Genomic DNA, 24,063 nt, shown 5'->3' on the forward strand with positions numbered 1-24,063 from the left:
CGCCGTTTGACTCAGCCAGTATGGTGACTCTCGGCAAGGTTATAGACAGATGCGTCGATGCCTTCGAATCGCGCTTTTAACTGCAGGGCCAGATACAACGAGTAATGCCGTGACTGATGAAGGTTGCCACCATGGAACCAGAGGTTTTCCTGTTGTGTCGGCTTCCACATGTTGCGCAGTTCACCTTCGTACGGGCCAGGATCATTCGTGGTTCCGGAACCCAAGCCCCAGCAGCGGCCGACCTTGTCAGCCACTTCCTGGGAGATCAGCTTCGCCGCCCAACCATTCATTGAGCCATAGCCCGTGGCGTAGACGATCAGATCTGCCGGTAGCCGGGTGCCATCATTGAGTACCACAGCGTCTGCTTCGATGCGTTCGACACCCAGGCCAGGTGCGCTTTTAAGCTTGATCGTGCCATTGGCGATCAGTTCACAGGCGCCGACGTCGATGTAGTAACCAGAACCACGGCGTACGTACTTCATGAAAAGGCCAGACTCGTCGTCACCGAAATCGAGCATGAAACCGGCCTTGCCTAAACGTTCGTAGAAGTCTTTGTCACGCTCCTTGATCGCATCAAAGATGGGTTTATGAAAACTCGGTATGACTTTGTAGGGGATCGAGGCGAACAGCATGTCAGCCTTGTCGGTGGTCAAACCCGTTTCCAGGGCGTCTTCAGAGTAGAGCCCGCCGAAGACGAGGTCCATCAGGCTGTCGGAACGCACAATGTGGGTGCTGGAACGTTGCACCATGGTTACCTGCGCACCGTTCTCTACCAGGTCGGCGCAGATATCGTGAGCCGAATTGTTGGCACCGATGACAACCGCGTGCTTGCCGCGCCAGGCGTCGCCGCCAGGGTGTCTGCTGGAATGATGCTGCTGGCCACTGAACGCTCCGGCACCCGGATAACGTGGAACATTGGGCACGCCAGACATGCCGGTGGCGAGAATCAACTGGGTAGGCTGTAAAGTCATGGGCTCTCCGTCACGCAGCACCTCAACCGTCCAGGTGCCATCTTGCTCGTCAAAGCTTGCGTTCACACATTCTGTGCGTGGCCAATAATTGAGCTCCATGACTTTGGTGTACATTTCCAGCCAGTCGCCAATCTGGTCTTTTGGGGTGAAGACTGGCCAGTGATCGGGGAAGGGCAGGTAAGGCATGTGGTCGTACCAGACAGGGTCGTGCAGGCACAGCGACTTGTAGCGCCCGCGCCACTGATCACCAGGGCGCTCGGCCTTGTCGACGATCAGCGTTGGCACCCCCATTCGCTTGAGCCGCGCAGCGAGTCCCAACCCGCCCTGGCCGCCGCCCACGATCAGGCAGTACGGTTGGGTGGTGATGCCTAATGCAGCTTCTTCATCACGACGACGTTCCAGCCAGTTGCGTTTGTCAGGGTGGGCGTGATCATGATTGGCCCCCATCGGCCGACGGCGGCCGCTGGGCTCTTCAAAGCCCTTGAGCTCGCGCATGGTCGTCAGCAACGTCCAGCACAGGCCCTCTTTTAGCCGCACATAGCCTTTACCCCGTCCCGCATCGGTTTCCAGGCTGATCCAGCCTTCGAGTACACCGTTATTGAGCGTCGCCTCACCTTCCAGTTTCCATTGCTGAGGTCGAGTCTGCTCAAGGCGTGCTTCGAGCATGTCGCGGATGGCAGGCTTGCCTTCCAGGGTCACCAGGTTCCAGCTGAAAAGTAGCAGGTCACGCCAGTGACACTCTTCGGCAAACAGCTCAAGCGCGCCGTCCACGTCATGCTGGGCGAGCCGTTCACCGAGGTTTTCGATCCAGGCCGCGAGCTGGGCAGTAGGCGTGTGCAAAGGTGTTTCAACAGCAATGTTCATTGGGCTTCTCCGATCTTGTTGTTTTTGTACAACCTGCTCCAGAGCAAGGCTCGGGCCACCTTCGCGAAAGCCCCATTGCAGAGCTGTTGCTGTGGTATTGCTCAGGTTTTGCTTCGGAGTTTTGTCACGATTTCGGGAAGGGTGGATGACAGAGTGTCACTCGGTGCCTAAAGCGCTGGTTGCGATCTTTTCGTATAAGCTGCAAACAGACCCGAGCTCTACCCCTAACGGAGAACAAGAATAATGAAGCCGGCCTTGATCAACGACCATGCACAACACGTGCTGCAAGCCGTCCAGGGCACTCACACCAGCCATGACCCTGTTAATGACCTTGCCATCACACGATCCTGGCGCCGGTGCCTGGATCAGTATCAGCTCGATCCTGCCAGTCGCCGCGCACCTAACGTGGTTGAACATCCGCGCTTGCAGGATCATCGCGCACCCCTTGAACACATCATCGGTGTAGCGCACTGGCAGATGACCCACTTGCACCAGCAGCTCGGACGCGATGGCCACGTGGTGCTACTCACCGATGCTCGCGGTGTGGCAATCGACAGTGTGTTCAACGAATCCGAACGAGCCGAGTTTCAACACGCAGGGCTGTGGCTCGGCTCGGTCTGGAGTGAAGATTGCGAAGGCACCAACGGTGTGGGCACCTGCTTGGTCGAGCAACAACAGGTCACCATCCGTCGTGATGAGCATTTTCGTAGCAAGCACGTCGGTCTGAGCTGTTCGGCAAGCCCGATATTTGATGCCAGTGGAGCGTTGCTGGCGGTGCTCAATCTTTCGTCTGTACGGGATACTCACAGCCAGCAGCAATATTTCAAAGCCATGGCTTTGACTCAATTGTCAGCCAATCTGATCGAAAGCTGTTTTTTCCTGGGGCATGATCCTCAACGCTATTTGCTGCGCTTCCACCCAGAGGCAGGCTTCGTAGGGCTGCTGGGTGAAGGCCTGCTCAGTTTCGATGAAGGTGCGCATATTTGCTCAGTCAATCGTGCTGCGCTGGAGCTACTGGGCCTGAGTCGTGACCAGGTGGTTGGGCAGTCTCTGACTATGCTGCTGCAAACACCTATCGATCATCTGATGAGTCAGGCCAGTTCTCAGCCGAGTGTGTGCTGGCCGCTGCGGCTGGCGGACGGACGTCTGCTCTACGGACAGTTACGAGAACCTGTACGCCCGGTGCCTTTAGGCACGCCTGCATCCCCAACAATCAATGACGTGCATGTGTGCCTCGAAGACCCGCGCCTGCAACGCGGCATTGCCCGCGCACTGCGTGTCATGGAGCACGATGTGCCGGTGTTCTTACAGGGTGAAACCGGTACTGGCAAAGAAGCGTTTGCTGCAGCGTTGCATCGTGCGAGCTCCAGAAGGCGCCAACCGTTTGTAGCGATCAATTGCGCGGCCATACCCGAAACGCTGATCGAGAGCGAGCTGTTCGGCTATCGCGGCGGAAGCTTCACCGGAGCACGCAAGGACGGGATGATCGGCAAGCTGGAGCAGGCCCATGGCGGCATTCTGTTTCTCGATGAGATCGCGGATATGCCACTGGCGTTACAGACTCGCCTGCTGCGAGTGATTGAGGAGCGCCAGGTGGTGCCGCTGGGTGGCGCGACGGCACGTGCGCTCGACGTACGCATTATCAGTGCCAGCCACCAGGATTTGCAGGTCTGTGTGGCGCAAGGGCGCTTTCGCGAAGATCTTTTTTATCGCATTGCCGGATTCACCGTGCAGCTCCCGCCGCTGCGCGAACGATCCGACAAGGGCAGCTTGCTGGATCTTCTGGTGCTCGAAGAGACAAAAGGCACAGGGATTCGGCTGGAGGCGGGCGTCAGAGAGTGCTTGCTGAGCCACCCTTGGCCAGGCAATGTCCGCCAGCTGCGTACGTGTCTGCGCACGCTGGTAGCGTTGTCGCTGGACGGGATGGTCACACTGGAGGACTTGGCGGAGTTGCTGCCGTCAGTGCCTGCGACAGTCGCGTTGGCCGAAGATCCCCTGGGAGAATCCGAACGCCAGACGCTGCTCACGTTGATTGAGGCAGAGCACTGGCATATCGCCCATGTTGCCGCTCGCCTGGGGATTAGCCGCAATACGCTCTATCGCAAACTGCGCCAACACGGTATTTCACGACCGGGTTGAATGCAGAGTGGCATCACCGAGTCTTCATGCCTCGGTGGCATTTGGCTCGGGGATAAAGGGCAAGCCGGGAGCAGGCAGTGTCTTTTCATCAACCCGGGTACATCAGGCCAAGCCGCAGATTCCAAGGCGGGCAAGGATCGTCCTGGTTCAAACCCGGGACTTAACAAAGCTTCACATTTGGACGGCGGGAAAGCGGGGGGATATCGGTTAGCATCGCGGCGCAGCCTTGGGGCCGCAAGCGTGGTAACAACAACGGCTTAAATGGCGTACAAGCGTTTGAGAGCCGGGATCCCGATTAAAAGGTCTCTATTGTGTCTAGTGGTCATTCAAACCGTTGGTTAGTCCTCATGTCGGTCATTCTGGCTTTTATGCCGATTGTCCTGGATTACACCATTCTTCATGTTGCGGTTCCGTCACTTACCCTTGCGTTGCAAGCGACAGGTACCGAGATTCTGTGGATCATCGACATCTATCCTTTATTGATGGCCAGCCTGCTCATCCCCATGGGCACGCTGGCGGACAGGGTCGGTCACCGCCGTATGCTGTTGGCTGGACTGGGTATCTTCTGTACCGGTTCGATCCTGGCTGCCTTCTCGCCCAATGTCGGAGCGCTGATAGGAGCACGAGCATTCATGGCATTTGGCGGCGCCATGGTGATGCCCAGCGTCCTCGCGATTATTCGACAAACTTTTGAAGATGAAAGCGATCAGGCTGTCGCTCTTGGAATATGGGGCGCTGTTGCTTCAACCGGCGCCGCCATTGGACCCTTGGTTGGCGGCGCATTGCTTGAGCATTTCTGGTGGGGGGCGGTGTTCCTGATCAACGTGCCTGTGATGCTATTGGTCATACCGTTAGTCATCGCCTACATCCCGCGCCGAAGTGTGGTCGGCAACGGAAACTGGACCATCGGGCAGTCTGTGATTCTGATCCTTGGTGTCATGGCAAGTGTTTACGCCCTCAAGTCGGGTTTCAAGACCAACAGCTCCCTGGCAGTAACCGGTGCATGCTTTTTATTCGGAGCACTGATGCTTGCCTGGTTTGTACGCAAACAGCTTCACACTTCGACACCAATGCTTGACCTGACCCTTTTTTCTATTCCGGCGGTCAGCACGGGTATCGTCATGGCTGTGGTCACAATGGGGGCACTTGCCGGGTTCGAATTGTTGCTGGCCCAGGAACTACAGTTCGTTATGGGCCGTACCCCCCTGGAAGCCGGAATATTCATGATGCCGTTAATGATTGCAGCAGCAGTCGGCGGGCCTCTTGCGGGCGCCATCCTCCGGGCAATTGGCCTGAGGTGGGTTGCGAGTTGCTCATTGTTGGTTGCGGCTGGAAGTCTGGTCGGGTTGGCCCAAATACACCTGGGAAGCGGCGGGGCTGGCGTTGTTGTGATGTTGGTAGCATTGGGGCTCTCGCTCAGCATTGGCTTGACCGCATCGTCGGTCGCGATCATGAACAGTATTCCAATGGAGAAGGCTGGCTCTGCCGGAGCCCTTGAAGCCACGAGTTACGACCTGGGCACCGGATTGGGTATAACCGTGTTCGGTATTCTTCTGGTATCCAGTTATGAAAAATCAATACTCTTGCCTGACGGCATTCCAACAGCCATTGCCGAGACTGCCGGGCGCTCAATTGGTGAAACGCTGGTTGCCGCACACAGTATTGGCGGCTTTCAAGGGCAGCAGCTCATTGCAGCAGGGCAAAAGGCGTTTAGTGCTTCTCACAGCCTGGTCTTGCTAACAGCGGCTGCGCTGGTCGGGGCGTTGAGCATATTGGTCTGGTTCGTATTGAGACATCACAAAAGCAGATCGGCTAATTCGCGTACAGTCAGTTGAAACCTGAAGGCTGAGTAAACGACGAAAGCGTCCCTGCTTAGCCTCATCCCAGCACCTCTGCTATCGTGTACAAACCTCTAGTCGCTCATTCGGGTGATTTGCGTAAGCACGCTTTACGGCACCGTCATGACGGTCAGGTTGCGAGTTAACGGGAAACGAACCAATGGACACTCCGCCTGTAGACCGTCCGCCCAACGAACCCCTGTCACGTGCGGAGAAAATCGTCGAGTTTCGCCGACAGAAAACCTTGCTCAAGACCGGCGCCCTCCAGGACGCAATCTTCAACAGTGCCTACTTTTCCAGCATCGCTACCGATGAAAAAGGCGTTATCCAGATCTTCAACGTCGGCGCCGAACGTATGCTCGGTTACCAGTCTGAAGACGTGGTTAACCTGATCACTCCGGCCGATATCTCCGACCCAACAGAATTGATCGCTCGCGCAGCCGCCCTGAGCCTTGAGCTCAACACGCCGATCACACCTGGCTTCGAAGCACTGGTGTTCAAGGCCTCTCGCGGGATTGAAGACATCTATGAGCTGACCTATATCCGCAAGGACGGCAGTCGCCTCTCGGCAATGGTGTCGGTGACCTCGTTGCGCGACAGCGCAGAAACCATCATCGGTTATTTGCTGATCGGCACGGATAACACCGCGCGCAAACAAGAGGAAGCGACCCAGGCCTTGCTGGATCAGCGTTTGCGCGACCAGCAGTTTTACACGCGCTCGTTGATCGAATCGAACATCGACGCCCTGATGATGACGGATCCTCAGGGCATCATTTCCGACGTAAACAAACAAATGATGGCGCTTACCGGCCGGACCCGGGACGAATTGATTGGCGCGCCGTGCAAGAACTTTTTCACCGATCCGGCCCGCGCCGATGCTGCAATCAAGCGTGTGCTCAGTGAAAACAAAGTCAGCGACTATGAACTCACCGTGCGCGCTTACAACGGCACTGAAACCGTTGTTTCCTATAATGCAGCGACTTTTCACGACCGGGATCGCAAGCTACAAGGGGTATTCGCGGCAGCCCGTGACGTGACTGAGCGCAAGCGCTTTGAGCGGACCTTGGAAGAGAAGAATATCGAGCTTGAACACGCCAGCCACATGAAGTCCGAATTCCTCGCCACCATGTCCCATGAACTGCGCACGCCGCTGAACGCCGTCATCGGCTTTTCCGAAGCGCTCAAGGACGGCATGGTCGGCGACATGACCGAGACCCAGCGCGAGTACATCAGCGACATTTTCAACAGCGGCCAACATTTGCTGTCGCTGATCAATGACATCCTCGACCTGTCCAAAGTCGAAGCCGGGATGATGGAACTGGAGCTGGAACCCGTCGAACTGCAAAGCGTGCTGAGCAACAGCTTATTGATCGTGCGCGAAAAAGCCGCATTGCAACGCATTCAGTTGAAACTCGACACCGATGTCGAACTCGGCAGCTTTGAGCTCGACCTGCGCAAAACCAAACAGATCGTCTACAACCTGCTGGCCAATGCCGTGAAATTCAGCGCGCTAGGAGGGGTGGTGACGTTGGCGGTACGCCAAGTAACGCGCGAACACGTAGGGATTCTCGAAGGGGATTGGCCCGTGCATGGCTTCGAGGTTCACGACAGCGATTACGACGCCTTCCTGGAGTTGAGCGTCAGTGATACCGGTATCGGTATTGCCCAGAGCAATATGGACAAGTTGTTCAAGGCTTTTAGTCAGATCGACAGCAGTCTGGCGCGTAAATTCGAGGGCACCGGCCTGGGCCTGGCAATGGTCAAACAGTTGACCGAATTGCATGGCGGCAGTGTCGCGGTAGCCAGCAGGGAAGGGGCAGGCGCACGATTCGTGGTTTGGCTGCCGATACGCCGTTTAACCACTGTGGAGGCGCCATGGCCGAGATCCTGATTGTCGAAGACAACGCCGCCAACATGCGACTGGCTCGCTTGCTGCTGACCAGCGCCGGCCACAGCGTGATTTGTGCGGCGGATGCTGAAACCGGTCTAAAACTGGCACGCGAGCTTCAGCCTGCGCTGATTCTGATGGACATCCAGTTACCGGGTATGGACGGGCTCAAAGCCACTTCCTTGCTCAAAAGCGACGCGTTGACCGCCGCCATCCCGGTGATCGCACTCACCGCCATGGCCATGAAGGAGGATGAAGAAAAAACCCGTCAGGCGGGGTGTAACGCATACATCATCAAACCTCTGCGCTACAAGGAGCTTTACCGGGTCATCGACACGTTGCTGCAAGACAATCTGCCTCAACAGCCCTCTGACTGAGCTCTCCACATGCCTAACTCTGCCGCGACCATATTGATAGTCGATGATGAAGACCATGTCCGCAAACTGCTGAAGATCCTGCTGCAGAACCAGGGCTATCACACGTTAACCGCCAGTTCGGGCGAAGAGGCCCTTGTCGTGGTCGCAGAACAACCGCCAGACTTGATTCTGCTCGATATCATGATGCCGGGCATGGACGGTTTCGAAGTGGCCTCCCAGCTCAAGACGAACAAGGCCACCTCCAACATCCCGATCATTATGCTGTCTGCTCTTGATAAGCAAAGTTCGCGTATTTCAGGCCTGGAAGCTGGCGCTGAAGATTTCCTGAGCAAACCTGTGGAAAGTGCAGAGTTGTGGCTGCGGGTGCGCAACCTCTTGCGGCTCAAGGCTTTTGGCGATTATCTGAAAAGCCATAGCCTGATGCTGGAAGAGCAACTGCAACAACGCACCATCGACCTTGAGCGTTTTCGCTCGGCGATGGACGCCTCGGGAGATGCCATTTTTTTGATCAATCGCAGCAGCATGCGCTTGATCGAGTTCAACCGACGCGCCTGCCAGGTACTGGGCTACACCGTCGAAGAACTGCTATGCAAAACACCCGCCGACCTCAGCGATGACTCCATCGAACACCTGAAGGTGTTGTATGACCAGATCATCGCGGGCAAGGGCCCCAGTGAAGCCACGGAAACGCAGATCCGCTGCAAGGACGGGAGTTTCCTCCCGGTAGAAATTCATCGCCAGGCCTACAAAACGGGGGACGACTGGATCATCGTCGGTATTGCCCATGACATCACTGAGCGCAAGGAAGCCGATCAGCGCATATTGAAAATGGCCCATTACGATACGTTGACCGGGCTCCCGAATCGAAAGCTGTTTTTCACCACCTTGCAGATGGGATTGACCCAAGCCTCCCTCAGTGATTGGCAGTTGGCGGTGGTGACGGTTGATCTGGACGACTTCAGTAGCGTCAACGAAGCCTGGGGCCACCAACTGGGTGATCGAATGTTGACGCAGGTGGGGCAGCGACTGACCAACTGCCTTAATGTGAGCGACACATTGGGGCGCATGGATGGTGACGAGTTTGCGTTGATCCTGATGATTCGCGAGGGCCAGGCAGACCCCCTGCAAACCGTCGAGCGCATACGCGAAACACTGCGTGAGCCTTTTAAGCTCGGTAGTCAGTCGACTGCGATGACCGCCAGTTTTGGCATTGCACTGTACCCGGATGACGGGAACGACGCGCACGGGTTGATCAGGCACGCGAACACCGCCATGCACCGTGCAAAGAAGATCGGCAGGGATAATTACCGTTTCTACACGGCGCAAATGAATGACGACGCGTCAGCGCGCCAAACGATGGAAACCGCCTTGCGAGAGGCGGTGAAACAACAGACCTTTGAGCTGTTTTACCAACCCAAGATCAGTCTGCTCGATGACAGTGTATGTGGGGTGGAGGCCTTGTTGCGCTGGGAACAGCCGGGGCAGGGCACTATCTCGCCAGCGGTGTTTGTGCCAATGCTGGAAAACCTTGGACTGATTACCCAGGTCGGCAATTGGGTGATCAATCGTGTGTGTAAGCAAATCGCCGATTGGCAACGGACAGGCGAGGGGGGTATTCAGGTAGCGGTTAATGTGTCCTTCCAGCAGATCATCAAGGGCGATCTGATCGCCATCATCCAGCAGGCGCTGATCGAGCATCAGATCGATGCGCACTGGCTTGAAATCGAGCTGACGGAAAGCTCGCTGATGGAGAACACTTCGCACACCATCGCCAGCTTGCAGACCCTGAAAGAACTGGGGGTGAAGGTGTCCATAGACGATTTCGGTACCGGATATTCGAGCCTCGCGTACCTGCGACGATTCCCGATCGATAAACTAAAGATCGACATCGCCTTCATCCGCGAAGTGACCACTAACCCCCAGGACGCAGCCATTGCCAAGACAATTATTGAATTGGCCCATAGCCTCAACCTGCAAGTGATCGCCGAAGGTGTGGAGACCCCTGATCAGCTGGATTTTCTGACGAAAAACGGCTGCGATCAGGTGCAAGGCTATCTCTTTAGCAAACCACTACCTGTCCGCGAACTGGAGGCTTTTTTACGCGAGCGGCGCAGTTTTACGTGAGTGGGGTGGAGTGGCAGCATCGATCGTAAAAAGAGCTAGGACCGGCACTGTATCAGCTCTCCCACTAAAGCAAAAAAGCCTGCAGCGCAGGCTTTTTATGAATGCTGGGCCGGTTTTCAGCGAGCCGTCAGGGCTGAATAACTGTTCATCAGGTTCCGGTAGTTGGGAATACGCTGAGACAGCAGGTTCCCCAGGCCTTCAATGTCGTTGCGCCAATCGCGTTGCAGCTCACACGCTACCGAGAACCAGTTCATCATCTGGGCGCCAGCCTGGCTCATGCGGTTCCAGGATGCCTGTTGCACCGTGGTGTTGAACGTCCCCGAAGAGTCAGTTACCACGAACACGTCAAACCCTTCAGCCAGTGCCGACAACGTTGGAAACGCTACACAAACATCTGTTACCACACCGGCGATGATCAGTTGCTTGCGGCCCGTTGCCTTGATCGCCTTGACGAAGTCTTCGTTGTCCCAGGCGTTGATCTGGCCAGGTCGAGCGATGTACGGCGCGTCGGGGAACATCTCCTTGAGTTCGGGTACCAGCGGGCCGTTGGGGCCTTGTTCAAAACTGGTGGTGAGGATGGTAGGCAATTCGAAGAATTTCGCGACGTCAGCCAGGGCCAGCACATTGTTTTTGAACTCATTGGGCGTGAAGTCTTGCACCAGAGAGATCAAGCCTGTCTGGTGGTCGACCAGCAGAACTACGGCGTCGTCTTTGTTCAGGCGGTTGTAGGTTGCGTTAGTCATGGTGGAGTCCTTTTTCGAAGTGGCTGGTGGATGTCGTTCAGCGATGAGCTCAGATTAATGTTCTGATCAGCGACGAAAAAGCACCTGAAAAACGATTAACTGTCCACCTGAGTGAGACAGTGGCACTTCAGTACTTATGATTAGCGAGCAGGGTGCTTGGACAGGAAATAACCGGTGGTGCGCAGTTGAAGGCTGTACACCTAAACGGGTGTTGTAAATACCCTGGGAATGCCGGGTAGAAACATCCGTCTGGGGCGGCGTAGGGAACGGAAAGAGAGGCAACTGTTGTCAGCGAAACAGTTGATTAACAATCTGCCCGGTGGGCGACACTCTGGCGCCTCATAAAAGTTATAAGCCATTGATTTAAATCGATATATAGAAGTGGCACGGTTGCTACTCCAGTCCTTGTGCAGGTGCCGCGGTGGCCTCTGTCACCACGAGGGCGGGCAATGAGTCAGGACAATATCAAGTTTGCCTACTGGGTTCCCAACGTCAGCGGGAGACTTGTGATCAGCAAGATCGAACAACGCACCAGCTGGGACATCGATTACAACCGCAAGCTGGCGCAAATCGCCGAAAAGGCCGGATTCGAGTACGCCTTGTCACAGATCCTTTTTACAGCCGGTTATGGCGCCGAAAATCAGCATGAGTCGGTGACCATCAGCCACGCTCTGTTGGCCGCCACCGAGAAGCTCAAAGTGATCGCTGCCATCCTGCCTGGGCCCTGGAGTCCGGTGCTGGCGGCCAAACAGCTGGCCACCATCGACCAGTTCACCAACGGGCGGGTCGCGGTCAATATCCTGTCGGGCTGGTTCAAGGACGAGTTTCGGGCCATTGGCGAGCCTTGGCTGGAACACGATGAGCGCTATCGTCGCTCGAAAGAGTTCATCCAGGCGCTCAAGGGCATTTGGACCCAGGACAACTTCAGTTTTCATGGCGACTTCTACCGCTTCCATGACTTCACGCTCAAACCCAAGCCACTGCAGTACAACGATGGCTTCAAGACCAACCTGATGGGTACTGCGCAACAGATTGCCGAGCGCATCGTCGCCCTATTATCCTGCGCCATAAACACCAGAGGGGTGGCAGGTACAAACCTGGCCCCCCCTTGCAATTGAAGTTCCGCTGGCTAGCGTCTCAAGGTCCTCGTTTCCCGAGGATTCTCCCGGCATCTTGTGCAGGAGGAAGCCCGAAAACCCGCGCATAATCCCGACTGAATTGCGTCGCACTTTCATAACCGACCTCGAAGGCCGCCGCCATGACGCTCTTGGCATTGGCCACCATCAGTGTTCTGGCCTGGAGCAGGCGAACCCGTTTTTGATACTGCAAAGGGCTCAGACTGGTGACTGCCTTGAAGTGGCGGTGAAATGCCGAAACACTCATTGATGCCCGTTCCGCCAAGCGGTCCACGCCAATGGGCTGCGCGAAGTCACGGCGGATCCATTGGATCGCCATGTTGATTCGGGCCATTGCCGTATCCGGTGCCGCGATCTCTCGCAACATCCAGCCATGGGGGCCTTGGAGCACGCGGAAGATAATTTCTCGCTCATACACCGGAGCCAGGGCTGCTATGGCGTCGGGGTCGCCCATCAAGCGCAACATTCGAACCCAGGCATCCATCAGGTCGGTTGTGACTGGCGCTACGCAAAACCCAAGACGGTGCTCAACGCGGCCGGCAGGTTTAGGCAGGTCGGCAAATAGCGTCGACATCACAATCGGGTCAAGAGTCAGACTGACTGCCAAGTAAGGTTCTCCGGATACCCCAGGATGCACAGCCCCCACCGCTGGCAAATCAATGGACATGACAAAATAGGTGGCAGGGTCATACCGAAGCGTTTGGTCTCCCACGGTCATGCTCTTGCTGCCTTGCAGAATCACATTGATCATCGGGTCATAGACCGCCGCCAACATATGCTCGGGGATTTTTCCCTGAACCATGGCAACTCGGGGGATACCCGTTTCGGTCCGGCGATTTTCAGCCTTGGCCGCGAGCGACCGGAGTTCATCAAGTTGATTATCCATGCCTGGCATGCTGATGGTAGAACCCGGCGCCTTGCAAGCAAAAAGTAGAAACAGGCAGGTTTGGAGTAGGAATGGGTACGACCCTGGCGATCGTGATGAGTACTGTGGGGGCACATATAAACCACAGAGGAACATCAGATGAGCGTAATCGTCATTACCGGTGGCAGCCGTGGAATCGGTGCCAGTGCCGCCGAGCACATTGCTCTGCGCGGTATGGGAGTCATCCTGACCTACAACGCTAATCCCCAGGCTGCAGCCACAGTCGTGAGACGTATCGAGCGTGTCGGCGGCAAGGCTGTCGCTCTCAAACTCGACGTAGCCGATGTTGGCAGCTTCGAGGCGTTTCGGCAGTCAGTGGAGCTGACTTTACGGAACACCTGGGATGCCACCACCCTGAGTGGCCTGGTTAACAACGCCGGCTACGGTCTGTTCAATCCCTTGGAAACTGTCACCGAGGGGCAGTTCGATGACCTGTTCAACGTGCACCTCAAAGGGCCGTTTTTCCTGACCCAAACCCTACTGCCACTTCTCGCGCAGAACGCCAGTATCGTCAACCTGACCAGTGCTACCACCCCGTCGCCACCGCGGGTGTGGCACCTTATGCGGCGTTCAAGGGCGGTCTCGAAGTGCTTACCCGTTACATGGCCAAAGAGTTCGGCGAGCGGCGCATACGGGCCAACGCCGTATCACCCGGCGCCATCCGCACCGAATTGGGAGGCGGACTGAACGATGAGTTCGAGGCGATGTTGGCGGCGCAAACGGCACTCGGCCGGGTCGGCGAGCCGGAAGACGTCGCGCGTGTCATCGCCATGTTGCTGTCAGAAGAGGGCGCCTGGATCAATGCCCAGACTCTTGAAGTTTCCGGCGGCTACAACATCTGAATACTGAGGATTTTGCCATGCTGGATCATATCTTTTTGTCCGTGAGCGATATCCCACGGTCCATCCGTTTCTACGAAGCGGCCCTGACCCCGCTAGGAATCACCGCACGCCTGGATTACGACGGCAAGGACGGGCCACCGGAACATCCGGACCTAAAAGGCTTCGGTGCCAATGGCCGGATGTTTTTATGGTTACGTGAAGGTGCTGTCGAAGGGCGCGCGGTACATGTAGGTTTTGTCGCGAACAGCAAGGCTGAAGTTGATGCAGCCTATGCCGCTGCCATGCACCAGGGAGCGGTCGACAACGGCCTGCCTGGCGCACGCTTGCACTACGACCCTGACTACTACGCTGCCAATGTGCTGGATCCGGATGGGTACAGCCTCGAATTCGTCTACAAAAAATGGCAGCACGCCCAATGAGCATACTTCTCAATGACCGCGAGCAAAGCCATAAAAAACCAACCAGGCGCAGGTCAGTCAGAGCGATGATGAATGAAAAGTGCGCTGGGTTAACCGGGCCACTCGGTGGCACCTGACAAACCACGGGGGATCACTTTGGCTGCCCAGCCAAATCAAAGTCATCAATGCAATGGTTCTCAACCAAGGCAGAGAGGTTGAGCCCCTGATCCGGTGTGCAATCCGGCCTCAGGACTCAGCCGGAAAACCCCTCAGGAAGAGTGGCGGGCAGGCATTTGGTAGACGTGCCGGGGATCGCTGAGCCATTGTTGTAATTCCGTTTCGGCTTGTTCCATCGCATTGCGATTAAGCAACTTTCGCATCAATGCGATGCTGACCGCACGGGCTCTGAGATTGTATGTATAGCTACCCAGATGGCCATCGGTCGGTTGATAGACACCGAGCTTTTCGTACAACTGCTGCAATCGATTTTGGACGCTGCGCAATGAAAGGCAGCGTCGACTGGCTATGGCACGGTCTGTAAGTCCCAAAGCGATGTCTTGCAGGACTTCATACTCTGTGTCCGTCAGGCCAAGCACCTGGTCTTGCGACTTTTGCTGCACGCCGCGTATCTCGCGATCAATGACGCATTGTTGCTCAATGAAAAGACTGCGCAGCGCAAGACGCAAGCGCTCCTCCGAGGCGGTCTTGAGCACATAGCCGTAAGCCGCACCCTCAGGAACGATACGCGAGATGCCTCGCACATAGGCTTCATCAGCATAATTGGACCAGAACAGAATCGATGTATCGGGCCGGTCTCGCCAGATCGTTTTGGCAGCCTCGACCCCGGTGCGTCTAGGCATCTGCAGATCCATGACCACCGCCGTGACGCCATACTCATGGGCCAGACGCTCTCCTGCCAGCCCGTCCTCGGCTTCCAGCAATCGGGTGCATTCAGGCAGTGCCAGTTCTATAACTTCCTTGAGAAATGCGCGATGAACGGGGTCATCTTCAATCAACAAGACATCCATCAAACGGTTTGCTCCGGTTCAATGTGAGGGACGGGCAGGGGCAGACTTATACAGACGTGTGTTCCCTTGCCTTGCGGACCGGTCTCGATCTGCAGTTGGGCGTTGAGCAAGCGAGCGCGGATTTTCATGTTCTGTATACCGCCGCAGTTCAGCAGATTATCCCGGTCAAGTCCCAGGCCATCATCGACGATGGAAAGCTGCAGGCGGTTCCCGGCCCGGCTGATCTCGATGTCGATGGAATCTGGATATGCGTGTTTAATAGCGTTGTTAACCGCTTCCTGGATGATGCGGAACAGGGCAATTTTCTGCGGCTCTGCAAGCTTGTTTGCTAACCCGCCTGTGGTGTCACGCAGGCAAGTGGCAATGCTCAGGCCACTGTTGCGCACACTGCGCAACAACAAATCCTCTACGCCTTCTTCCAGGCCGAAAAGCTGGAGCACTGTGGGTTTGACCGCATCAATGATAAGGCGCAGCTCCTGCATGCTCTCGTGCAACGCGTCACTGACGGGTTTCAGGTCATTACCCGACAGCGTATCCACAGACATCAGGCGGGCGATTCGACGGTGCAGGCGCGTCATGTCGGCCAGCGTCTGGTCGTGTAAATCCATGCCAATGCGCTGCCGTTCGTTTTCCAGCTCCTCGGTCAACCGCAGGGCCCCCAGGCGCAAGCCCTCTTCTCGGGCGCGAATCTGGGTTTCGGCGATCGCCAGTCTTTTTGCTTGATCGGTCTGGCGTAGTGCGTAGAGGTAGGACGCCAGCAGATCGGCGACATGCTGGGTATGGTGCACGTCTTCCAGGGTGTAGTAATCGGCTGCATGTTTGGAGCAGCTCAATGCCCCGATAATTTCACCACGCGCCCGCAACGGCACGTGAAGTCTGCTGCGCAGTTCCGCATCGAAAATGGGCGTATTGAACGCGCCGGCAAACTGATAGCGGGGGTCAGTCGTAGCGTCTTTACTGAGGATGTACGGTTCCTCTCCCAACAGCAGGGCACGGATCGGACTTTCCACGATCGGCAGCGGGTGATTGGCAAAGTTGCTCCATGCGGTGTGTAACCCTGTTTCATAAGCATGCAGATGGTTTTCTCCATCCAGCAACAGCAAGCTGACGTCCAGGTGATCATGGGGCAGGATAATGCGAATTTCCTCGGAAATTGCGTCGATCATCGACTGGAAGTCCAACTGACCCGCGAGGGCCCTGGAGATGCCGAGAAAGTGATGGAGGACATCCTCCGCATGGATGCTGGGTCGTTTCACGGTCATGCACCTTTTATTTTTGTAGCCCTACCATACCCGCTATCAATGATCGCGGGCATCCCTCTGCGCGGGCGATCAGGTGACCTGATTGAAGAATTGCGAAGGCTCGCAGGCAAATTGCGTGATCCCGCATATTTGGTGCGTTGTCGCGCCGCATATCTGCATTGATGTGCGCAGACGCTGGCAGTGAGACGGCGCAGACTGAAATCGAACTTGCGTAAAACGGTGAGCACGCATCCATTGAGCCGCCCGAACCCCAAAAACAATAACAAAGGTCAATCCATGAAAATTCGCCCGTTGCGATGCCTGTTTCTATCAAGCGCGCTGTTGCTTTCTCCCTTCATGCAGGTGCAGGCCGATACGGCCGATAAAACCATCGCCTTGTCCAATAACTACGCGGGTAATTCCTGGCGTCAGAATATGCTTGGCAGCTGGAAGCAGACCACCGACGACGCTGTGAAAAAAGGCGTTATCGCTTCTGCAGACGCCTTCACAACCGGTGAAAATCAGGCCACCGAGCAAGCGGCACAAATCCAGAACCTCATCCTTCAGGGTTACAGCGCCATCGTCATCAACGCAGCGTCGCCGACCGCTCTAAATGGTGCCGTCAAGCAGGCCTGCGATGCGGGCATTATCGTCGTGTCCTTCGATGGCATCGTCACCGAACCCTGTGCCTATCGCATATCCATGGACTTTAAACAAAGCGGTCTTGACCAGATGGATTATCTGGCCAAACGCTTCCCGAATGGCGCAAACATACTGGAGATTCGCGGGCTGGCAGGCGTCTCGGTGGATGAGCAGATTCATTCCGGGATCGTTGCGGGTGCGCAAAAGTATCCCAACCTGAAAATCGTTGGTTCGGTCAACGGTAACTGGTCACAGACTGCCGCGCAGAAAGCGGTGGCGGGTATTTTGCCTAGCCTGCCAAATATTGATGCCTTGGTGACTCAAGGGGATGACGGTTACGGCGCGGCTCAGGCGTTCATGTCCGCTGGACGCCCGACGCCGACGATTATCTTTGGTAATCGCGAGGAAGAGTTGTCGTGGTGGAAGAAGCAGAAAGACGCCAACGGCTACGAGAGCTTTTCGATTTCCAGCGCTCCGAGCATCTCCAGTCTGGCGTTCTGGGTAGCCCAGCAATTGCTTGATGGCAAGCAAATGCCCCATGACTTGTTGTCGCCAGCAGTCAGCGTGACTCAGGACTCACTGGAGCCTGCACTCAAGGGCCTTGAGAAGGGCGGGATTGTCAGTCAGGTCTATAGCGTCGATGACGTCGCCACTCTGACAAGCCCATCCGCTCATTGACCAGCGTGTGCCGCGTCTATGTGCGCGGCAATGCCGAGGAAAATGTCATGTCTGACTTTCAACGAGCGCTGGTAACCTTCCAAGGTGTCGGCAAATCGTTTGGCGCTGTTCGTGCCCTGAGTGACGTCGACCTGAGTGTTCAGGCCGGAGAGTGCTTGGGGTTGATCGGCCATAACGGCGCGGGTAAATCCACCCTGATGCAGGTTTTGGCCGGCACTCTTTTTGCCGACTGCGGTGCACTGCTGGTCGGCGACCAGGAAGTACGCTCCAGCTATGGCGTGCAGATGGCACGCCAGCACGGGATTCGCTGTGTGTTTCAGGAACTGTCGTTGTGCCCCAACCTCAGCGTGGCCGAAAACACTCGGCTGATGTCACCGGCTATTCGTGGCTGGGGCTGGCGACGTAAAGCCAAGGCATTGATCGAAGCCAGTCTTGATCAGATTTTTCCGGGCCATGATATTCGTGGCGACGACATCGTTGCCGAGTTGCCGATCGGCAAACGCCAGATGGTCGAAATTGCCCGTGCATTCGTGCGTGTCGATGAACGCCTGGACTTGGTGATCCTCGATGAACCCACGTCTTCTCTGGATTCACGGGTTGCCGAACAACTCCTGCAATTTGTCCGGCGCTTTGTCGGCACTGGCGGCAGCATCGTGCTGATTAGCCACATTCTTGGGGAGATGCTGGACACCTGTGACCGCATTACCGTGATGCGTGACGGACGTGTGGTTGAGATTCGCCCCGCGGCGAATTTTACCCACGCGTCCCTGGTGGAATGCATGGGGAGCGCCGCAAAGGCGGCTTGCGAACAGCACGTTTTTGTCTCGCGACGCGCCCATGGTTCTCCCGTCGTGACTCAACGTCCGGCCCGTCAAGCCAATGCAATGACAGTCAATGCGCATCCAGGCGAAATCGTCGGTCTTACAGGGCTGGCAGGACATGGCCAAAGCCAGTTACTCATTCAGATACTGCGTCAACGTATTGCCAGCGGGCAGGGCGCCGCGCTAGTGGCCGGGGATCGACAAAATGACGGTGTGTTTGCGATGTGGTCTATCGCCGAGAACATCACGATCAGTTCGTTGGCCCATTTGAAACGCGGCGCCCTGATCGATCCGGACGCAGAGCATGCCTTGGCCGAAGAATGGCAAAAACGCATGGGAATCCGCACCCCGGATATGCGCAACCCCATTCTTTCGCTGTCGGGCGGTAATCAGCAAAAAGCACTGTTCGCCCGCGCATTAGCATCGCGCAGCGATCTGATCCTGATGGATGATCCCATGCGTGGCGTTGATGTCGGCACCAAGCGCGAGGTGTACTCGATCATCGCTCAGGAGGCGGCCAAAGGGCGCACCTTCATCTGGTACACCACCGAGTTGGAGGAGCTCGATTACTGTGACCACATCTATGTGTTTCGTGATGGTCAGGCAGTCCTTGACCTGCCACGCAGCCAACTAAGCGAGGAGCAGATTCTTCGCTGCTCCTTTGTGGAGCAAACGGCATGAATGCATCTACCTCACTACCGCTGAAAGGCGCTGCGGTCAAATCGCCCGGATTGAACTATGCACGCCTGCTGCGCAGTGCTTTACCCGGGGTTTCACTCGCGGTGCTGCTGATCACCATTTTCATTATGCAGCCCAGGGCCATGAGTTACATGGGCATGAACCTGATGCTCAACCTGGCGGTGCCGATCGCCTTGGCGACCGTCGCCCAGATGCTGATCATCACCGTCAACGATCTTGACCTGTCGCTGGGCAGTTTTATCAGCTTCGTCGCGTGCGTGGCGGCAACGTTGCTGGACCAGCACCCTGTACTTGGCTGCCTGGTGTTGCTCGGATGCATTGCGGTGTACGCGTTGCTGGGGGCGCTGATTCATATACGTAACTTGCCCTCCATCGTCGTAACTCTCGGCATGTCGTTCGTGTGGATGGGCGCTGCTGTGCTGCTGTTGCCAGCGCCGGGCGGCAGTGCGCCTGAATGGCTGCAGAGCCTGGTTCGCATCAAGACACCGTTGCTGCCTTTCGCGATCATTGTCTGTGTGGTGCTGGCGATTGCCGTACATGTGTTTTTGATGCGCTCGACGCTGGGTGTTGTGTTGCGGGGGGCGGGTGGAAATCCGCTGGCTATTGCGAAGGCGGGCTGGTCGCTGCTGCGCATCAAGATAACCATGTATGCGCTGGCCGGTACGTTCGGGGTCTTCGCCGGCCTGTTTTTGGTTGGCCTGACCACCTCTGCGGACGCAAGCATCGCGCTGCGTTACACCTTGCTGTCCATCGCGGGGGTAATCCTCGGTGGCGGTGAGTTTGTCGGCGGCCGTGTCTCGCCCACCGGCGCAGTTCTGGGAGCCCTGACACTGGTGCTTGCAGGCTCGCTGCTGTCCTTTATGCGCATTTCGCCAGACTGGCAGATCGGTGCCCAGGGCGCGATTCTGATTTTCGTCCTCGCCTTGCGTATGTCCGTCAACCGTCTTGAGGCTCGCCCACTATGAAGCGTGTTCCGTTACTCACCACGGTCATGGGCAAGCCCTGGCTATGGTCGTTCCTGGCCGCCTTGCTGATATGGATCGCAACCATTGCCTTCACCGGGGGCCAAGGTGCCGGTTCGCTGTTGTCGGGCTCACTGAGCTTCTCGGCGTTCTTCGTGATAGTCGGTATCGGCCAGATGTTTGTGATTACCACTGGCCCGGGCAACATCGATTTGTCGATTCCAGCCAATATCGCACTCAGCGGGGCCATTGGCATGAAGTTGATGGACGGCCAGCCGGGTTTGATCTGGTTGGGCGTTGTGGGTGTATTGGGGGCCGGTATGCTGATCGGTTGCGCCAACTACGCCTTGATCCGAGTGCTTCGCATACCGCCGATTATTGCCACGCTGTCCGCTAGCTTCCTGTTGCAGTCAATGGCGATTGCCTACGGTCGCAGCATTCGGATCCAGCCACCGGAAATGTTCTACCAATTCTGCACCGGGAACATCTGGGGCGTACCGTTCCTGGCGATCAGCGTCGTGCTGTTGGCAGTCATTATGGGCTACGTGCTGACACGCAGCATCTACGGCCGCTGGACGATCGCCATCGGCCAGAACGCCCGTGCTGCGGAGCTCGCCGGCGGCCATGTCAACCTGATCCGCTTCGCGACCTACGTTCTGAGTGCGGTCTTTGCCAGCCTCTGCGGCCTTCTGCTGGCCGGTTTTTCCGGTGGGGCTTCGTTGAGCATGGGCGAGGAGTATCTGCTGGCCTCGATTGCAGTCGTGGTGATCGGCGGGACCTCAGTGGCGGGTGGATTTTCCAACGTGCCAGGCATCTGGGGGGCGGCGCTGTTTCTCTATCTGCTGGTAAGCATGCTCAACACCTTTGGCGCCAGCGCCGGGGTGCGATTGATCCTTACCGGCCTGATCATCATTGCGGTCATCACCGCGGTCAGTGGCCGCAAATCGGCACGCACTGCCTGAATAAAGGATATTTCCATGTTCGAACCTCACTATGTATACCTCGATGAACGCTTCCGTGCATTGACACTGCCCAACACTCAACTCGAGCAGCTCTATAACCAATGCCGCTGGGCCGAGGGGCCAGTCTGGTTTAACGACGGTGGTTACCTCTTGTGGAGTGATATTCCCAACCAGCGTATTTTGCGCTGGACGCCAGAGCAGGGCGTGTCGGTGTTTCGTCAAGACTCCAACTTCGCCAACGGGAATACACGAGATCTTCAGGGCCGACTGGTCACCTGTGAACACGGCCCACGCCGCGTGACCCGCACTGAGCCGGACGGGTCGATCACGGTGATCGCGGATCGTTACCAGGGCAAACGCCTGAACTCACCGAACGACGTGGTGGTTCACCGTGACGGTGCCATCTGGTTTACTGACCCGACCTACGGAATCCTCACTGATTACGAAGGCTTCAAGGCTGAGCAGGAGCAGCAAAGCCAGAATGTTTATCGGGTCGATCCGATTTCGGGTGAAGTCCAATGCGTGGCGGATGATTTCGTTCAGCCAAACGGCCTGGCCTTTTCGGCCGATGGCAATACTCTGTACATTGCCGACTCGGCACGCACACATGACCTCGCAGCCCCACATCACATTCGAGCGCTGGAGGTGATCAACCATTGTCGTTTAGGTCGTTCGCGGGTGTTCGCCGAGATCGAACCAGGGATCCCCGATGGCTTGCGCGTCGATGTACAAGGGAACGTCTGGACGAGCGCGGGGGACGGGATTCAATGCTTTGCTCCTGACGGCACATTACTGGGCAAGATCCTGCTACCGGAGAAAGTCGCCAACCTCACGTTCGGCGGGCCACGTCGCAACCGTTTGTTTATCACCGCCAATACGTCGCTCTACATGATCCATGTGGCGGTGGCGGGCGCGCAGATGCCGTGAAGTTGATCGCTCCCAGACACTAAACAAACTGAGTTGCATCGGTATAAAAAAACCGCCCGAATGGGGCGGTTTTGCTCACTTGAGAGCAACGCTGCTCAAGTGTGGGAGCGGGCTTGCTCGCGATGCTCTTCAGGGCGCCGCATTGACTTAGTCAATACGCGTCACCGTTAACGACCATCGCGAGCAAGCCCGCTCCCACAGAGGCAGAAATCGCTTAAGTGAACAGCATTGCTTTATTTAATGATCCAGCGCGCCGGCCGTATGTTTTCCATCGACCAAACGCTGGATGCCCAGTGGATTGGCGTCTTTCAGGGCTTCGGGCAAAAGGGCGTCCGGGTAGTTCTGGAAGCAGACCGGGCGCAGGAAGCGATCAATCGCCAATGTGCCCACCGATGTGCCGCGCGCATCAGAGGTTGCCGGGTACGGCCCGCCATGAACCATGGTGTCAGTGACTTCCACACCCGTGGGATAGCCGTTCAACAGGATCCGTCCGACCTTTTCTTGCAACAACTCGGTCAACCCGCTGTATTCGAGCAGCTCATCCGCTTCACCGAGGACGGTGGCCGTCAACTGCCCGCGCAGACCATTGAGCGCTGCGACCAGTTGCGCCTGGTCAGCGACTTCAATAACGATCGTGGCCGGCCCGAATACTTCTTCCTGGAGCAGTTCGTCACCGTTGAGCAGCAAGCTGGCGTCGGCTTTGAACAATTGCGGTTGAGCCTGCTTACCCTGTTGCGGACTTCCCGCCAGGTGTTCCACTCCCGGATGACCGTGCAGATGTTGTAGCCCTCTGCTATAGCTGGCCAAGGCTGCGACGTTGAGCATGGTCTGCGCCGGTTGATCATTCATTTGCGCAGTGAAACGTTGTAAAAACGCCGTAAAATCAGCCGACTGTACGCCGATGATTAGCCCGGGATTGGTGCAAAACTGCCCGCACCCCAAGGTCACGGAGCCCGCGAGCTCGTGGGCGATGGTTTCGCCACGCACCTTAAGAGCCTGGGGAAGAATGATCACCGGGTTGATGCTCGACATCTCGGCGAATACCGGAATCGGCTGGGGACGCTGTGCAGCCATCTTGCACAAGGCGTTGCCACCTTTGAGAGAGCCGGTGAACCCCACGGCTTGAATAGATGGATGCTTTACCAACCATTCACCGACGCCTGCGCCATAGATCATGTTGAACACACCGCTGGGCATACCGGTACGCTTCGCTGCACGCATGATGGCGTCCGCGACCCATTCGGCGGTAGCCATGTGGCCGCTATGTGCCTTGAACACTACCGGGCAGCCAGCGGCCAAGGCAGAGGCGGTGTCGCCACCGGCCGTGGAAAACGCCAGTGGAAAGTTGCTCGCGCCGAACACGGCGACCGGACCCACGGCAATCCGAAACTGGCGCAAATCGGGGCGGGGCAGGGGTTTACGATCCGGCAGGGCCCGATCAATGCGCGCCCCGTAAAAGTCACCGCGACGCAGCACCTTGGCGAACAGACGCATTTGCCCGCTGGTGCGGCCACGCTCGCCCTGGATACGCCCGGCAGGCAATGCTGTCTCACGGCAGACGGTGCTGACGAAGTCGTCGCCCAAGGCATCCAGTTCGTCAGCGATAGCATCCAGAAACTCCGCCCGGCGGGATGCTGGTAAATTGCGATAAATCGGGCAGGCGTCGCTGGCCGCTTTGGCTGCAGCGTCGACTTCATCTTGCGTGGCCTGTATGAAATGGCCTGGTAGTGCTTCACCTGTTGTTGCATCGAAACTTTGCAGATACACACTACCCGCGCCGAGTCGCTGACCACCGATGTAGTTCTGACCGAGAATCTGAGTCATGTCAGGCTTCCTGATTGGATGATTAAAGAAACTT

Annotated in this window: 17 protein-coding genes and 2 pseudogenes; 13 read left to right on the plus strand and 6 right to left on the minus strand. The window is 56.8% G+C overall.

What is annotated here, in order from left to right:
• Positions 1 to 11: 11 nt before the first annotated feature.
• The gene (locus RGV06_RS01950) at positions 12 to 1,835 is read right to left on the minus strand and encodes an NAD(P)/FAD-dependent oxidoreductase (RefSeq protein ID WP_322149207.1); all 1,824 of its coding nucleotides are present in this window, start codon (positions 1,833 to 1,835) and stop codon (positions 12 to 14) included.
• Between the two features lie 243 nt (positions 1,836 to 2,078).
• On the opposite strand from RGV06_RS01950, the gene RGV06_RS01955 reads away from it, so the two are divergent.
• From RGV06_RS01955 to RGV06_RS01975, 5 genes are all read left to right on the plus strand, one after another.
• Positions 2,079 to 3,974, plus strand: a complete 1,896-nt coding sequence (locus RGV06_RS01955) for a sigma-54-dependent Fis family transcriptional regulator (protein WP_322149209.1) — start codon at positions 2,079 to 2,081, stop codon at positions 3,972 to 3,974.
• A 347-nt stretch (positions 3,975 to 4,321) separates the two neighbouring features.
• A complete protein-coding gene (locus RGV06_RS01960) occupies positions 4,322 to 5,809 on the plus strand; it encodes an MFS transporter (protein WP_322149211.1) in 1,488 nt (495 codons plus the stop codon).
• 163 nt (positions 5,810 to 5,972) lie between these two features.
• Positions 5,973 to 7,703 (plus strand): PAS domain-containing sensor histidine kinase, encoded by a 1,731-nt coding sequence (locus tag RGV06_RS01965; protein ID WP_322149213.1) that lies wholly within the window; start codon positions 5,973 to 5,975, stop codon positions 7,701 to 7,703.
• On the plus strand, positions 7,688 to 8,077 hold the full coding sequence (locus RGV06_RS01970) for a response regulator (protein WP_019822542.1): 390 nt from the start codon (positions 7,688 to 7,690) through the stop codon (positions 8,075 to 8,077). The genes RGV06_RS01965 and RGV06_RS01970 overlap by 16 nt, the downstream gene beginning before the upstream one ends.
• Positions 8,078 to 8,086: 9 nt before the next feature.
• Positions 8,087 to 10,201, plus strand: a complete 2,115-nt coding sequence (locus RGV06_RS01975; RefSeq protein WP_322149216.1) for an EAL domain-containing protein — start codon at positions 8,087 to 8,089, stop codon at positions 10,199 to 10,201.
• A 116-nt stretch (positions 10,202 to 10,317) separates the two neighbouring features.
• Here RGV06_RS01975 and ycaC read toward each other — a convergent pair whose 3' ends face one another.
• Entirely contained in the window at positions 10,318 to 10,944 is a 627-nt protein-coding gene (gene ycaC / locus RGV06_RS01980; protein WP_019822574.1) for an isochorismate family cysteine hydrolase YcaC, read from the minus strand.
• Positions 10,945 to 11,393: 449 nt separating this feature from the next.
• Between ycaC and RGV06_RS01985 the strand changes: the two are divergent.
• A pseudogene (locus RGV06_RS01985) lies at positions 11,394 to 11,930 on the plus strand (LLM class flavin-dependent oxidoreductase); the annotation flags it as partial.
• 151 nt (positions 11,931 to 12,081) lie between these two features.
• On the opposite strand, the gene RGV06_RS01990 reads toward RGV06_RS01985, so the two are convergent.
• The gene (locus tag RGV06_RS01990; protein ID WP_322149218.1) at positions 12,082 to 12,966 is read right to left on the minus strand and encodes an AraC family transcriptional regulator; all 885 of its coding nucleotides are present in this window, start codon (positions 12,964 to 12,966) and stop codon (positions 12,082 to 12,084) included.
• Between the two features lie 138 nt (positions 12,967 to 13,104).
• Between RGV06_RS01990 and RGV06_RS01995 the strand changes: the two are divergent.
• Both RGV06_RS01995 and RGV06_RS02000 read left to right on the plus strand, forming a co-directional pair.
• Positions 13,105 to 13,847: pseudogene (locus RGV06_RS01995) on the plus strand (SDR family NAD(P)-dependent oxidoreductase).
• Positions 13,848 to 13,864: 17 nt separating this feature from the next.
• Positions 13,865 to 14,266, plus strand: a complete 402-nt coding sequence (locus RGV06_RS02000; RefSeq protein ID WP_048352135.1) for a VOC family protein — start codon at positions 13,865 to 13,867, stop codon at positions 14,264 to 14,266.
• Between the two features lie 248 nt (positions 14,267 to 14,514).
• Here the strand turns inward: RGV06_RS02000 and RGV06_RS02005 are convergent, their stop codons facing one another.
• Positions 14,515 to 15,273, minus strand: a complete 759-nt coding sequence (locus RGV06_RS02005) for a response regulator transcription factor (RefSeq protein WP_019822583.1) — start codon at positions 15,271 to 15,273, stop codon at positions 14,515 to 14,517.
• On the minus strand, positions 15,273 to 16,535 hold the full coding sequence (locus RGV06_RS02010; protein ID WP_322149219.1) for a GAF domain-containing sensor histidine kinase: 1,263 nt from the start codon (positions 16,533 to 16,535) through the stop codon (positions 15,273 to 15,275). The genes RGV06_RS02005 and RGV06_RS02010 overlap by 1 nt, the downstream gene beginning before the upstream one ends.
• 276 nt (positions 16,536 to 16,811) lie before the next feature.
• On the opposite strand from RGV06_RS02010, the gene RGV06_RS02015 reads away from it, so the two are divergent.
• The 5 genes from RGV06_RS02015 to RGV06_RS02035 are packed head-to-tail and all read left to right on the plus strand — an operon-like array spanning position 16,812 to position 22,205.
• Complete coding sequence (locus RGV06_RS02015; RefSeq protein ID WP_019822588.1) at positions 16,812 to 17,834, plus strand: ABC transporter substrate-binding protein; 1,023 nt, start codon at positions 16,812 to 16,814, stop codon at positions 17,832 to 17,834.
• A 47-nt stretch (positions 17,835 to 17,881) separates the two neighbouring features.
• Positions 17,882 to 19,336, plus strand: coding sequence for a sugar ABC transporter ATP-binding protein (locus RGV06_RS02020; protein ID WP_322149220.1), 1,455 nt, complete (start codon positions 17,882 to 17,884; stop codon positions 19,334 to 19,336).
• A complete protein-coding gene (locus RGV06_RS02025) occupies positions 19,333 to 20,319 on the plus strand; it encodes an ABC transporter permease (RefSeq protein ID WP_082113400.1) in 987 nt (328 codons plus the stop codon). The genes RGV06_RS02020 and RGV06_RS02025 overlap by 4 nt, the downstream gene beginning before the upstream one ends.
• Positions 20,316 to 21,278 (plus strand): ABC transporter permease, encoded by a 963-nt coding sequence (locus RGV06_RS02030; RefSeq protein WP_048352133.1) that lies wholly within the window; start codon positions 20,316 to 20,318, stop codon positions 21,276 to 21,278. Before RGV06_RS02025 ends, RGV06_RS02030 begins: the two co-directional genes overlap by 4 nt.
• A gap of 15 nt (positions 21,279 to 21,293) precedes the next feature.
• Positions 21,294 to 22,205: an SMP-30/gluconolactonase/LRE family protein gene (locus RGV06_RS02035; protein WP_019822594.1), complete on the plus strand. Its 912-nt coding sequence runs from the start codon at positions 21,294 to 21,296 to the stop codon at positions 22,203 to 22,205.
• A gap of 237 nt (positions 22,206 to 22,442) precedes the next feature.
• Here RGV06_RS02035 and RGV06_RS02040 read toward each other — a convergent pair whose 3' ends face one another.
• Positions 22,443 to 24,029 (minus strand): aldehyde dehydrogenase (NADP(+)), encoded by a 1,587-nt coding sequence (locus RGV06_RS02040; protein ID WP_322149221.1) that lies wholly within the window; start codon positions 24,027 to 24,029, stop codon positions 22,443 to 22,445.
• Positions 24,030 to 24,063 lie beyond the last annotated feature (34 nt).

The organism is Pseudomonas sp. CCI3.1 (genome assembly GCF_034313985.1).
GTDB classification, from domain to species: domain Bacteria; phylum Pseudomonadota; class Gammaproteobacteria; order Pseudomonadales; family Pseudomonadaceae; genus Aquipseudomonas; species Aquipseudomonas psychrophila.